The following is a 12,056-nucleotide window of genomic DNA, read 5'->3' as shown; positions in this document are numbered from 1 at the left end:
TTTAGTCACCAAATATGATTGTCACATATAGGAGGCAGACAGCTGTCCAACTATTTAGTCGTAATCTTTCTTTCCAAGTAGAATAACCAGCCTCCTCTCAAACTTATTCCCTATTATGCAAAAGCTTCAAGAAAAAGGAAAGAGAGACTTATCGACATGGTTATCCTATGATAGGAGAAGGAAATGTAGAACTTCTTAGAAATAGAAAAAATAAGGACAAGCTATCTAAAAAAACGACAATATTCCTTATCAGATTATGCCGAATATTTTTTTTGCATTGTCCGTTGTTGCTTTAGCCACCTCATCGAAAGAAATTCCTTTTATTTCTGCAATTTGCTCAGCAACCAACTTTACATAGCTAGGCTCATTTCGCTTTCCACGATATGGATGCGGAGCCAAATACGGGCAATCAGTCTCAATCAATAACCTTTCTAACGGGATTGATTCAGCTACTTCCTTTGGTTTTTTGGCATTTTTAAATGTAACTGGCCCGCCTAGAGATATATAAAAATTCATTTCTACACATTCCCTTGCAGTCTCTGGACTTCCGCTGAAACAGTGCATAATTCCCCCAACCTCTTTTGCCTCTTCTTCTTTTAGAATCTCAACAATATCTGCTGTTGCATCCCGGTTATGGATAATGATTGGCAATTTCACTCTTTTTGCCAGCTGAATTTGTCTTCTAAACACTTCTTTTTGAACATCCTTTGGGGACTTGTCCCAATAGTAATCCAATCCCATCTCTCCAATGGCTACAACCTTCGGATGACTCGCAAGCTCTTCAATCCAATGAAGATCCTCATCCTTCATATCAATTGCATCAACAGGATGCCAGCCTACACTTGCATAAAGAAAATCATACTTTTCCACTAATTCCATTGCCCTTTCAATCGTCGGACGGTCAAAACCAACAACGACCATTTGAGAAATCCCCTCGTTTAAAGCCCTATTAATCACTTCTTCTAAATCTTCTTTATACTGATCCGCATTCAAATGCACATGTGTGTCAAATAACATCAAAATACTCCTTTTTATCAAAAATTAATTTTTCATTACATATTTATCATTTAAATAACAATTTAAATAAAACTTCTTTGAAATAATATCTAAATATATTAAAAATTATGTAGATATAACTATTTGAAGGTTAATATACCTTAAAATTAATACTTTTTTACCTATTTAATTATTTTATAAAAGAAAAACATAGAAATGCTCGACGTAAAATGTTACACGTGAAACATTTCTATGCTATTCACATTTATTATTTTACCCTAGAACCTAAAGGAAGCGACTCTGCAACAGTTGCTAATGATAGTTCTCCATCCTTGCTACCTGCCAAAATCATTCCTTCGGAAAGTTCTCCACGAAGCTTAACAGGTTTTAAGTTTGTTACACAAACCACTTTTCTGCCAACTAAATCTTCTGGTTTATAGAACTTTGCAATTCCTGAAACGACTTGTCGTTTTTCATATCCTAGATCTAATTGAAGCTTCAACAGTTTATCTGCCTTCCTCACTGGTTCCGCATGAATGACTTCAGCTACCCGTAAATCAACCTTCATAAAATCATCAATTGTAATTTCTTCACTTTCCGGTTTTACTTCTTCTTTCACTTCTTCTACTTTCGGAGCAGAACCTTGCATCTTTGTTTTGATATATTCTACTTCTTCTTTTAAATCAAGACGCGGGAATATTGGATCTCCCTTGGCAATCTTAGTTTCTTCTGGAATTAATCCAAATGTCTCAAGACTTTCCCAAGAGGTTAAACCCTTTTCATTTATATTTAATTGAGTGAAAATTTCCTTTGGCGTTCTCGTTAAAAAAGGTTGCAATAGAATAGCGATTCTTCTTAAAGATTCTGCTAAATGGACCATTACATTGCCTAATTCTTCCTTGTTCGTTTCATCTTTTGCTAAAGCCCAAGGCTGTGTTTCGTCAATATATTTGTTCGTCTTGCTTACTAATTGCCATACAGCTGTTAATGCAACTGAAAACTCCATATTTTCCATTGCTTCTTCATATTTAGCTACCGTTTCATTATTTACTTGAAGCAATTGCTGATCAAATTCTCCTATTGAACCTTTATAAGTTGGGATCACACCATCAAAATATTTATCGACCATTGCTAATGTTCGATTCAATAAGTTACCTAAATCATTTGCAAGGTCAAAATTGATTCTTTCAACAAATCCTTCTGGTGTAAATACACCATCAGACCCAAAAGGAACTTCGCGCAATAAGTAATAGCGCAAGGCATCTAATCCATATCGGTCAATTAATGTAACAGGGTCAACCACATTCCCTTTTGATTTGGACATTTTGCCATCCTTCATAAGCAGCCAGCCATGACCAAATACCTTTTTAGGAAGTGGCAGATCTAATGCCATCAACATAATTGGCCAATAAATCGTATGGAAACGAATGATTTCTTTTCCTACTAAATGGACGTCAGCTGGCCAATACTTTTTATACTTTGTATCATCCTCTGTACCATATCCAAGTGCAGTAATATAATTAGATAATGCATCAATCCAAACGTAGACAACATGCTTTGGATTTCCAGGGACTTTTACTCCCCAGTCAAAAGTTGTTCTTGAAACAGCTAGGTCTTCTAAACCCGGTTTAATGAAGTTATTGATCATTTCGTTTTTCCGGGATTCTGGCTGAATAAAAGATGGGTTTTCTTCATAATATTGAAGCAATCTATCTGCATATTTACTTACCTTGAAGAAATATGATTCCTCTTTCACTTTATTTACAGGCCTTCCGCAATCTGGGCAATTTCCATTTTCTAGCTGACGCTCAGTGAAAAAGGATTCACATGGTGTACAATACCATCCTTCGTATTCCCCTAAATAAATATCCCCCTGCTCCAATAATTGGGCAAAAATCTTTTCAACTACTTGCTTGTGTCTCGTTTGTGTTGTACGAATAAAGTCATCATAAGAAATATCGAGTTTTTTCCAAAGTTCCTGAATTCCCTCGACAATTTCATCTACATAATGCTGTGGCGTAACACCCTTTTCTTCTGCCTTTTCTTGGATCTTTTGGCCATGTTCATCCGTTCCTGTAAGATACATAACATCAAAGCCACGCATGCGTTTATAGCGAGCCATTGCATCTCCTGCAACTGTCGTATAGGCATGGCCTATATGTAAATTACCGCTTGGGTAGTAAATAGGTGTTGTTAAATAAAAGGTGTTTACTTGTTCCTCCATGAAAATTCCCTCCCTATAAAAAGCATATACACTGGATTTAATATCAACTCTCTAATTGAAAGTAATATTTCACCATTTTAAAACCGGTTCAAATAAAGACGTGTATAAAAATATTCAAGATATCGACTAAAAGTGCATAGAAATTCGTGTTTCTATATTCGTCATCTTTACCTCTTATATCATCAAAATATACCTAAAAATTAGCATTTGTGCAACAAAATGCGCATATTATGTCATACAATCCCATCAAGTATTTTTTTGTATACTTTTCCAATTATTATTTTTTACTAAATTTTTTTAGTTATCCCTATAAAACTAAGTTTCTCTTCGAATACTATAATGCATGTCGAAATGTAGCATTGGAACTTTGTCGAATAATATTTATTTCATTCATCTTAAATATATTATTTAAACTCCCATTTAACCCCTGTAAATAATTTCAAAGTGTAAGTAAAACCTACTTATATCAAGCTTTTAACCAACAGGACAAATTTACCAAATAAAATAAAAATAAAATAATTGACGTTTTTTGGAATGACTGGTATTATTGAGGTACAATGAATTTTGTCGAATTATGGCGAATCAATGATGATTAGAAAAATAGAATCATATATTTCGGGAGGAGAAATTTAAATGAAATCTACAGGTATTGTTCGTAAAGTTGATGAACTTGGACGTGTGGTTATTCCTATTGAATTAAGACGTACATTAGATATTGCTGAGAAGGATGCACTAGAAATCTATGTGGATGACGAAAGAATTATCCTTAAAAAGTATAAGCCAAACATGACATGCCAAGTAACTGGAGAAGTTTCAGATGATAATATTACTTTAGCTAATGGCAAGTTAATTGTTAGCCGTGAAGGGGCAGAACAATTATTAAAAGAAATTCAAAGCAGATTTGAATTAGTATAATATAAAAAAAGCTTCTCAAAAATTGAGAAGCTTTTTTTATTCTTTAATATGGTAGGCGTGGTAAACTTCTCTTTTATTCATATTACGATCATTAGCCGTTTGCTTAATCGCATCCTTGCTGGACATGCCATTCACTGTTATATAATGGGTAACATGGGAGTCAATCGTCATTTCTTGCCACCATACATCTTCTTCCTCATTTTCTTCTTCTGAAGAACCTTCTATTATTAAGCAAAATTCTCCTCGTACTTCTTCATTTATTGCCCAATTCAACGCCTCTTTTACCGTTCCTCTAATAAACTCTTCGTATTTTTTCGTTAATTCGCGGCAAAGGACAATCCTTCTGTCACCCATCTGTTCATCAATCAGTGCGAGCGTTTCTTTTAGCCGATGGGGCGCCTCATATAGAATGGTAGTCGCCGTATACTTAGCTAGCCTTTCAAGTTCCTGCCTTTTTATCTTCTTTTGTCTATTTAAAAATCCGTAAAAATAAAACGGCTGCGGGTTTAAACCAGATGCAATCAGTGCCGTCAGTGCAGCATTTGCACCTGGAAGAGGAACAACCGTTAATTGTTCAGCCGTCGCCGCTGCTACTAGTTCAAAACCTGGATCAGAAATCGTCGGCATCCCTGCATCACTCACAAGGGCAATCTTTGCACCATCCGCTAGTTTTTCCAGCAGCTTCTGCCCGCTCACTTCTTTGTTATGCTCATGATAGCTCACAATTGGCGTATCAATCTCGAAGTAATTACAAAGCTTCTTCGTATTCCTCGTATCCTCCGCAGCAATATAATCGGCTTCTTTCATTATTCTTATTGCACGGAAACTCATATCTTCCAGATTACCAATTGGAGTTGGAACCAAATATAAAATTCCTTTTTGCTCCTCATTAATAAAGCTTTTTTGCTGCCACATATAATCCACCTGATTCCTTTACTAGAAAGTCTTCTTTCTTTTTCTTAGGCCATTGCTTAAATTCATATTCTGCCTTTAAAGCATCTCTTTTATTATCATAAGCTTTTGAGAAGACCAGTTTTACCGGTCCCCTCCCCCTCGTATATTTAGCACCCTTTCCTTCATTATGGAGCTTAACTCGCCTAGCCAAATTATTTGTATAACCTGCATACAGACTATTATCCTTACAGTGCAGCACGTAAAAATAATGGTGATTATTTTCCATATAAAATTTCCTTTAGCTCTTGTGTATATTCATTTTCTTCATTATATACAATAAGTGGCGGCAATATTTTTAAGTCAGGGTTTCCATCTTTTGTTGCTTCAATTAGCAAAATATTAGCTTCTTTCCCTTGCTTCGGATATACAAATTGGATTTTTTTCGGTTCTAATCTATATTTTCGCATTAAAGTCACGATATCCAAAAATCTTGAAGGGCGATGTACAAATGCTACCTTTCCCCCTTGTTTTACTAACTGACTGGAAACTTGAACCACATCCTCCAATGTACACAAGATTTCATGACGTGCAATGGCTAAATGCTCGTTCTCATTTCTTTCTTCTGCTGAGGGAGTAGGGAAATATGGAGGATTGCAAGTAACAACATCAAACTTTCCATATCCTAACCTCTTAGGCATTTCTTTTATATCTCCGTGAATCATTTGTATACGCTCTTGTAGAGTGTTATACACTATACTCCTTTTCGCCATATCGTATAGTCTTTCCTGAATTTCAACACCTGTTATCATTCCTTTTGTTCTTGTACTCAAGAATAATGGAATGACACCATTTCCACTGCATAGATCAATTATACTTCCCTTTTGAATAGGTACATAAACAAATCTTGCTAATAATACAGCATCAAGTGAGAAAGAGAAGACTGATGGGCTTTGAATGATTCGCAAATCCTCTGCTAACAAATAGTCTAAACGTTCATCCCCTTGTAAAAAATCCATTCGCTTTCCTCCAAATCCGATTAATTGCTATTTGAGTGAGATAAGCGGAATCACCTTAATCATTGCCGTACAAACGCAGATTAACGGTGATTGGCATATAGATAGACAATTCTCTGACTCAAAATGATATTTTTTTGTCTTTAAAAATAGCCTTCCTTTGTAGGAAGGCCATTTCTTTATTTCTTATTCAGAAAGGATAAACAAAACAAACAGTCCCCTTCTTTTCGCGGGCTTCCAAAATGAAGATTACAAATATGAAAGCCTTCCTGGTACAAACGGGCAAGGTTATCGTAACCTTCTCCTATATCAATCAGCTTTTCGGCCGCTGACTCTACTTTCGCATTCGCTGCTTGACTCTTTTTGTTCGGCATTTCTACCTCATCTGTGTGCAACTCTAAACGTTGTCTTAGATGATTATTTTCCAGTTTTAAAGAATTATTCTCTTCCAGTATTTCTGCCAAATGCTGCTTTAACTCACCAAGCTGCTGATATAAATGTCCGATTTGGGCTTCCATACTACTTACTGAGTCAAAGATTTCTTTTTTATCCACGTATTCCACCTCATTAATCTGTGGATTGAACTGATACAGCATCCTGTTTTAATATTTCATCATGCGTGTATTCAAGAACCCGCTCCTGTGATGTTACATCGACCTGAAGCACTCGCTCAAGAATATTTAATCCTACAACTTTTCCAGGGCCATCTGGTGTTTCGATCCATTCCCCTATATCTGGCAACTGCTCTTTTGCCGCCTCATATTCATCATTCTCATATTTTAAACAGCACATTAATCTCCCGCATAGTCCTGAGATTTTTGTTGGGTTTAATGATAGATTTTGATCTTTTGCCATTTTTATTGATACAGGATCAAAGTCGCCTAAAAAGGTAGAGCAGCACAGCATTCTTCCGCAGGGACCTATTCCCCCTAGCATTTTTGCCTCGTCTCTTACTCCTATTTGGCGCAGTTCAATCCTTGTCCGAAAAATGGCTGCCAAATCCTTTACTAATTCACGAAAGTCTACCCTTCCGTCAGCAGTAAAGAAAAATATCACCTTATTTCGATCAAATGTATATTCAACATCAACTAGTTTCATATCAAGTTGATGAGTATTTACCTTTTCACAGCAAACCTCATAGGCTTCCTTTGCTGCTTGTTTATTTTCTTCGACAATCATTCGATCCTTTTGATCTGCGATTCGAAGGACCTTTTTTAATGGAAGGACCACATCATGTTCGTCAACCTTTTTCGGGGCAACGACTACCCTTCCGTATTCTACGCCTCGAACGGTTTCAACAATGACAAAGTCATCCTTTGAAATCGTTAACCCGCCGGGATCAAAATAATATATTTTGCCCGCTTTTTTAAAGCGCACTCCTACTACATCATACAAATGAAGACCCCTCCTGCAATTTCAATACAAGCTGTTCCATTAGCAGCTGTGGATTCATATTTGCTTGCAATTTCCTTTTTGCTTCTAAAATGGCTGTTATCTGCTCTGATATACGCCTGCTAGAGGATTGCAAGGCAAACTGCTCAAAGCGAATTTTTTCGTTTTGAAAAACAACTTGATCCTGTTTGCCTAACTGAATATATAATAAATCCTTAAAAATAAGTAATAATAGATCTAAACCATTGTCGATTTGTTCTTTCTCTTTAAAGTGAAAAAACCATTCCTCTTGAAGGGTTACCATTGCCTCAAGCGGGTTTTTTTTAAGCACTTCATGTAATTTTAACACTATTTTTTGCGCTTGTACAAACCAATCATTTCGACTATATTCGATTGCTTCATCTAAATTATTAGTAATCTGCGCAAGTATTGGCGCCAAAAATCGATCCACTCCATTTGATGTAAGCGTTTCAATCAGTTGATAAGAAGAAAGAGCCTTAAATGAAATAGTTTGGCAGCGAGAAAGAATTGTAGGGAGTATTTGTTGAGACTGTTCTGTCATCAAAATAGCAATGGTGTGAGGATGAGGCTCTTCGAGAAATTTTAATAAACTATTTGCTGCATTATTCGTCATTCGATCTGCATGTACAATCATATATAATTTCTTATTCGATTCAACCCCTGTCTTGGAAAACTCCTCTTGCAGCGACTGAATCTGTGTTTTCTTAATGGACTGACCATCTGGTTCAACAACATGTACATCTGGATGGTTTCCATTGTTAAGTCTTTTACAGTTTAGGCATGTTTCACATGGGATATAACCTTCAATAAGGGATTGGCAAAATACACTTTTTGCCAACAACGTACTTGCCTCACGTTTTCCAGTCCCTTTCATTCCTTCGAATAAATAGGCATGGGCAAGCCGCCCCTTTAATATACTATTTTTTAACATTTTCAAAACGATAGGCTGAATTTCCTGAAGCTGTTCCCATGTTTTTGCCAATTTCATCACCACTTACGTATATAAATTGATCAAAAGTCCTTTTATTTCTCCGATTTTCCCTAATATATCTATAGAAGATTCTTCTTTTTTCATAACTTCCTCTGTTAACTCTATTAGCTTATTATCAATCGTTTCTACAACTCGTAAAGATCTTCCCTGGCCAAATTGATTCCAGCTGTGGGATTGCTTTAAATCCATCCCATAATCAACTGCTTCTTTCACAAAACGTTTCACTAATGTTTTATATTTAGCTAAATCTTTAAAAGTTCTAGAACGTCCAAGCCGCTCTCCCGCTATATTGATATCCTTTAGCAGCTGTTGCAGCTGCATATTTTGCATTTTCTGATCTTGCTTTTGTACTAGTCCAGAAAACTTAGCACCGCCATTAATTAAATGTTTATGCTCTGGTCTAACTTTGTCCATATTCAAACGAAGTTCCTGATTAATTTTCATCATAATCCTCCACGGTACCCTTCCATCTAAAACTGAAGAAAATTTTCAATTGGCAATACAAATACAGTTGCACCACCAACCTCCACCTCTACTGGATATGGCACATACGAATCTGCATTCCCTCCCATTGGAGAGATTGGGGCAACTAGCTGGTCTCTTGACTGGCAATTTTCTTTTATTATCTGCAATGCTTTATCAACACGAATATCCTCTGTGCCTATCATGAAAGTTGTATTCCCCGACTTCAGGAAACCGCCTGTACTTGCCAATTTAGTCGCACGAAAATTATGATCCACCAATGCTTTTAATAATTTATTGCTGTCTTGATCTTGAATAACCGCTAATATAAGTTTCATCTTTTCAGCCCCCTTTTGTTTCATGATTATTCCTATCTACATTATACCAATTAATAAGTGAACAAACATATTTAATTCATTGTCGATAAATGGGAAATTTCATTTGATTATAAAAAGGCCCTAAAGTCTATTCTTTAAGGCACTTGTCACTTTCTTACTGAATTATCTCCTTTATTCTTGACTCTGCTTCCTTAAAAACTGATTGAATCGGCTGAAAAGCATTTATTTTTACCATTCTCTCGGGATATTCATTCATTAACTTAGCATATCCCTCTCGAACCTTATTGTGAAATTCAAGATCCTCTAAATCAAGACGATTGACTTCTCGATTCTTATGCTTATTAATTCTTTCAAGTCCAATCTCTGGTTCAATATCAAAATACAATGTCAGCTGGGGCATCATATCTTCTATTGCGAAACGGTTAATGGAAAACACCTCTTCAATCCCTAACCCGCGAGCATAGCCTTGATAGGCTAAGGAACTATCAATAAATCGATCACACAGAACGATATATCCTTTTTCAAGAGCAGGGATGACCTTCTCAACTAGATGCTGTCTTCTAGCTGCAGCATACAATAAAGCTTCCGTTCGAGCATCCATTTGAGTATTTTCTTTATTTAGAATCACTTTTCGAATTTGCTCAGCAATTTCTATTCCCCCAGGCTCCCTTGTTAGGAGAACCTTATATCCTTCTTCCTTGAGTTTTTGCGAAAGCATTCCAATTACGGTTGTCTTTCCTGCTCCCTCCGGTCCTTCCGCTGTTATAAATATCCCTTTATTCATTTGTTAACCCCCATGCTGATTCAATTATAGTAAAATTTTGTTAGGTTAAATATACAGTTAGTTTCCCGTATTTTAGGGCCTCATCACCTTGAAATTTTGCGCCAGATGCTTTAAGTATTCTTATCTGTTCAATTGCTTCCTCACTTATTATTTCCCCAGGAAATAATAGCGGAATACCAGGCGGGTATGGGACAATTATCTGTGCACATATTTTTCCAGCGGCTTCCTCCATCGGGATATCCATTTTTTCTAAGTGTGCTTGTTCCCCTGCATTTAATGCTAATCTGGAAATGTCCGGTTTGAAGTACGATGCCTTTTTTCTTTCCTTTTCGTTATAGGCAACAGATTCCATCACAGTTTGAAGGCGAGTAATAATTTCTTTTATTGGGTATTCCATTGGATATTTTAATAATGGAAATACAAGGACAACATTAAGGGGATCAGCCATTTCTGTATAGATCCCTTTGCTTTCGAATACTTTTTGGAGATCATACCCACTTAACGAAGTAGTGGATTGAATTGTAATCTTTAAAGGATCACCTACTCCCCCTTTATATGTTAACACCCTGATGCCTTTTAGCTGCTGAAGTTCGTTTCGAAATTCAGCTACCTTCCGCTGTAGGAAGTCAGCATCTTTCTTTGTAAACGTAGCTAAATAGTTTCTTGCTATATCTAAAGAAGCCATAATTGGATAGGAAGGGCTGCTAGATTGTAGCATCCGAAGAAAGCTGCTTACATTTACTGCCGAAAGAAAATCGCTGTTAAAATGTAAATACGCTCCCATTGTCATTGCTGGAAGTGTTTTATGTGCTGATTGAACTACAATATCTGCATTCAGTTCTACAGCTGATGGGGGAAAATGTCCTCCACCAATAAAATGAGCCCCATGCGCTTCATCAATTAAAACAGGAATCCGGTGGCAATGGGCAACTTTAATTATCTCCTCTAATTCATTAACCATTCCATAGTAATTAGGGTATGTAAGAATAAGCGCTTTTGCATGTGGGTACCTTTCTATTGCTTGTCTAACACTGCTTACAGATACTCCTCCTGCGACACCCCAATCCTCATCAAACACTGGACCTAAAAAAATGGGACTCGCTTTTACAAGGTTGATCCCATTTAAAATGGACTTATGGCAGTTCCTTTGCACAAGAACCGTATCATTCTCCTTAACTGCTGCCATAATCATCGCCAAATTTCCAACTGTCGAGCCATTCACTAAGAAAAAACTCTTCTTCACTCTATATAATTGAGCCAGAAGCTCTTCTGCTTCTTTAATTACTCCCTCAGGAGCGTGCAAATCATCTAATCCATTAATCTCCGTTACATCGAGCCTAAGCAATTCCTTATAATAACTTTCTATATCTCCTGTAATAAGCGCTCCATATTTATGGCCAGGCACATGAAATGACACTGGATTTTGCTCGGCATGATTCTTTAACTTATCGAATAAAGGCATCCTTTTTTGATTCATTTATAATCACCAATTATCTTTGTTAGCATCCCATTTATTTTACCAAATAGCTGTTTAAAGTGATACTATTACCTGGAGTCATTTAGATTAATACATAGAAAAACAATTCCATAATAGACATACAACCAAATAAAGTTTAAATCATACAATAGTTAATAAGTTTAATTTGAAGTTGAATTTTCGAAAGATTGTATACAATGGTACTAAATCGGACAGACTAGGTGTATGGAGGTGGAGTAGTTGGGTATGCTAGTGGCAAAGAAACATGTAGGGGAAGAGTGTGTCATTTGCGAGCAAGCAAAACGAAAAGGAATACATCTATACACTTCTTTTATCTGTACAGACTGCGAAAATGATTTAATTTCAACAGATACAAGTAATCCTAAATATAAACATTTTTTAAAGCAATTAAGAAAAATAACCAATCCGGAAATATTCTCTTAATCAGCGCTCCGTAAAGGGGCTTTTTATTTTCCATCGTTTATTGCAAAATGAAAAGAGCACCCATAAGGATGCTCTTTTCATTTGCCTAGCGACGTCCTACTCTCA

At 36.3% G+C, this 12,056-nt stretch carries 14 protein-coding genes; 2 read left to right on the top strand and 12 right to left on the bottom strand.

All coding sequences use genetic code 11. The features are described from left to right. Positions 1-249 precede the first annotated feature (249 nt). Both RUH74_RS18000 and metG read right to left on the bottom strand, forming a co-directional pair. A complete protein-coding gene (locus RUH74_RS18000) occupies positions 250-1,017 on the bottom strand; it encodes a TatD family hydrolase (protein WP_313802484.1) in 768 nt (255 codons plus the stop codon). A 247-nt stretch (positions 1,018-1,264) separates the two neighbouring features. After that, on the bottom strand, positions 1,265-3,226 hold the full coding sequence (metG, locus tag RUH74_RS17995; RefSeq protein WP_313802561.1) for a methionine--tRNA ligase: 1,962 nt from the start codon (positions 3,224-3,226) through the stop codon (positions 1,265-1,267). Between the two features lie 627 nt (positions 3,227-3,853). On the opposite strand from metG, the gene RUH74_RS17990 reads away from it, so the two are divergent. Next, positions 3,854-4,135, top strand: coding sequence for a transition state genes transcriptional regulator AbrB (locus tag RUH74_RS17990; RefSeq protein ID WP_313802482.1), 282 nt, complete (start codon positions 3,854-3,856; stop codon positions 4,133-4,135). 36 nt (positions 4,136-4,171) lie between these two features. Here the strand turns inward: RUH74_RS17990 and rsmI are convergent, their stop codons facing one another. The 10 genes from rsmI to RUH74_RS17940 all read right to left on the bottom strand — a co-directional run bounded on the left by rsmI (position 4,172) and on the right by RUH74_RS17940 (position 11,507). Then, the gene (gene rsmI / locus RUH74_RS17985) at positions 4,172-5,050 is read right to left on the bottom strand and encodes a 16S rRNA (cytidine(1402)-2'-O)-methyltransferase (RefSeq protein ID WP_313802480.1); all 879 of its coding nucleotides are present in this window, start codon (positions 5,048-5,050) and stop codon (positions 4,172-4,174) included. Beyond that, positions 5,025-5,315 carry a GIY-YIG nuclease family protein gene (locus RUH74_RS17980; RefSeq protein WP_313802478.1) on the bottom strand — a complete coding sequence of 97 codons (291 nt, stop codon included), beginning with the start codon at positions 5,313-5,315 and terminating at the stop codon, positions 5,025-5,027. Before RUH74_RS17980 ends, rsmI begins: the two co-directional genes overlap by 26 nt. After that, complete coding sequence (locus tag RUH74_RS17975) at positions 5,305-6,045, bottom strand: tRNA1(Val) (adenine(37)-N6)-methyltransferase (RefSeq protein ID WP_313802476.1); 741 nt, start codon at positions 6,043-6,045, stop codon at positions 5,305-5,307. Before RUH74_RS17975 ends, RUH74_RS17980 begins: the two co-directional genes overlap by 11 nt. Before the next feature lie 176 nt (positions 6,046-6,221). Continuing rightward, entirely contained in the window at positions 6,222-6,596 is a 375-nt protein-coding gene (yabA, locus tag RUH74_RS17970) for a DNA replication initiation control protein YabA (RefSeq protein WP_313802474.1), read from the bottom strand. 13 nt (positions 6,597-6,609) lie between these two features. After that, on the bottom strand, positions 6,610-7,437 hold the full coding sequence (locus tag RUH74_RS17965) for a PSP1 domain-containing protein (protein ID WP_313802472.1): 828 nt from the start codon (positions 7,435-7,437) through the stop codon (positions 6,610-6,612). Next, entirely contained in the window at positions 7,430-8,437 is a 1,008-nt protein-coding gene (gene holB / locus RUH74_RS17960; RefSeq protein WP_313802470.1) for a DNA polymerase III subunit delta', read from the bottom strand. Before holB ends, RUH74_RS17965 begins: the two co-directional genes overlap by 8 nt. Positions 8,438-8,449: 12 nt before the next feature. Beyond that, a complete protein-coding gene (locus RUH74_RS17955) occupies positions 8,450-8,890 on the bottom strand; it encodes a YaaR family protein (protein WP_313802468.1) in 441 nt (146 codons plus the stop codon). Positions 8,891-8,916: 26 nt separating this feature from the next. Then, entirely contained in the window at positions 8,917-9,246 is a 330-nt protein-coding gene (locus RUH74_RS17950; RefSeq protein ID WP_053479333.1) for a cyclic-di-AMP receptor, read from the bottom strand. Between the two features lie 154 nt (positions 9,247-9,400). Beyond that, positions 9,401-10,030 (bottom strand): dTMP kinase, encoded by a 630-nt coding sequence (tmk, locus tag RUH74_RS17945; RefSeq protein WP_313802464.1) that lies wholly within the window; start codon positions 10,028-10,030, stop codon positions 9,401-9,403. 40 nt (positions 10,031-10,070) lie between these two features. Beyond that, positions 10,071-11,507, bottom strand: coding sequence for an aminotransferase class I/II-fold pyridoxal phosphate-dependent enzyme (locus tag RUH74_RS17940; RefSeq protein ID WP_313802462.1), 1,437 nt, complete (start codon positions 11,505-11,507; stop codon positions 10,071-10,073). A gap of 240 nt (positions 11,508-11,747) precedes the next feature. Here RUH74_RS17940 and RUH74_RS17935 point away from each other — a divergent pair, with 240 nt between their 5' ends. Further along, positions 11,748-11,951 carry a sigma factor G inhibitor Gin gene (locus RUH74_RS17935; protein WP_313802460.1) on the top strand — a complete coding sequence of 68 codons (204 nt, stop codon included), beginning with the start codon at positions 11,748-11,750 and terminating at the stop codon, positions 11,949-11,951. The last annotated feature ends 105 nt before the right edge of the window (positions 11,952-12,056 follow it).

Source organism: Cytobacillus sp., assembly GCF_032154635.1.
In the GTDB taxonomy this organism is placed as follows: domain Bacteria; phylum Bacillota; class Bacilli; order Bacillales; family Cytobacillaceae; genus Cytobacillus.
This window is presented reverse-complemented; position numbering and strand designations above follow the sequence as displayed.

What these genes read in the sequence shown, in the direction of transcription:
- RUH74_RS18000 (WP_313802484.1), bottom strand. Translation starts at nt 1,017, where the DNA reads ATGTTATTTGACACACATGTGCATTTGAATGCGGATCAGTATAAAGAA.
- RUH74_RS17990 (WP_313802482.1), top strand. Translation starts at nt 3,854, where the DNA reads ATGAAATCTACAGGTATTGTTCGTAAAGTTGATGAACTTGGACGTGTG.
- rsmI (WP_313802480.1), bottom strand. Translation starts at nt 5,050, where the DNA reads ATGTGGCAGCAAAAAAGCTTTATTAATGAGGAGCAAAAAGGAATTTTA.
- RUH74_RS17980 (WP_313802478.1), bottom strand. Translation starts at nt 5,315, where the DNA reads ATGGAAAATAATCACCATTATTTTTACGTGCTGCACTGTAAGGATAAT.
- RUH74_RS17975 (WP_313802476.1), bottom strand. Translation starts at nt 6,045, where the DNA reads ATGGATTTTTTACAAGGGGATGAACGTTTAGACTATTTGTTAGCAGAG.
- RUH74_RS17955 (WP_313802468.1), bottom strand. Translation starts at nt 8,890, where the DNA reads ATGAAAATTAATCAGGAACTTCGTTTGAATATGGACAAAGTTAGACCA.
- RUH74_RS17950 (WP_053479333.1), bottom strand. Translation starts at nt 9,246, where the DNA reads ATGAAACTTATATTAGCGGTTATTCAAGATCAAGACAGCAATAAATTA.
- tmk (WP_313802464.1), bottom strand. Translation starts at nt 10,030, where the DNA reads ATGAATAAAGGGATATTTATAACAGCGGAAGGACCGGAGGGAGCAGGA.
- RUH74_RS17940 (WP_313802462.1), bottom strand. Translation starts at nt 11,507, where the DNA reads ATGAATCAAAAAAGGATGCCTTTATTCGATAAGTTAAAGAATCATGCC.